The organism is Gilvimarinus sp. 1_MG-2023 (assembly GCF_030548285.1).
Window position 1 is genome coordinate 1 of the sequence record NZ_JAUOSC010000406.1, and the last position, 356, is coordinate 356.

General features: G+C 55.6%; 1 protein-coding gene. It reads left to right on the forward strand.

Translation table 11 applies throughout. From position 1 onward, the window contains the following. A partial coding sequence (locus tag Q4563_RS17380; RefSeq protein WP_303605391.1) for an efflux RND transporter periplasmic adaptor subunit occupies nucleotides 1-356 on the forward strand: 356 nt, incomplete at both ends.

Genomic DNA, 356 nt, shown 5'->3' on the forward strand with positions numbered 1-356 from the left:
GGGCAAGAGATATGAAGTTGTCAGCAGTCAAGATGCGCTGTTACGCCGTTTTCCTGGCAAGGTTGAAGCCTCCGAAGAAGTATCCCTCGCCTTTCGGGTACCCGGTGAATTACAGACTCTTCCTGCCTTGGCCGGCAAGCAGGTCAAGATGGGGGACATACTGGCACGACTCGATCCGACGGATTACCAGCTTCAGCTGGACGAGCGTCAGGCTCGCTTTGAGCTTGCCAGCTCACAATTCCAGCGGATCGAAAACCTGTTCCAGAAAAACCAGGTGTCCAAAGCGCAATACGACCAGGCAAGAGCCGATCTGGCCATCAGCAAGGCCGCGCTGGGCAGTGCTCGCAGCAATATGA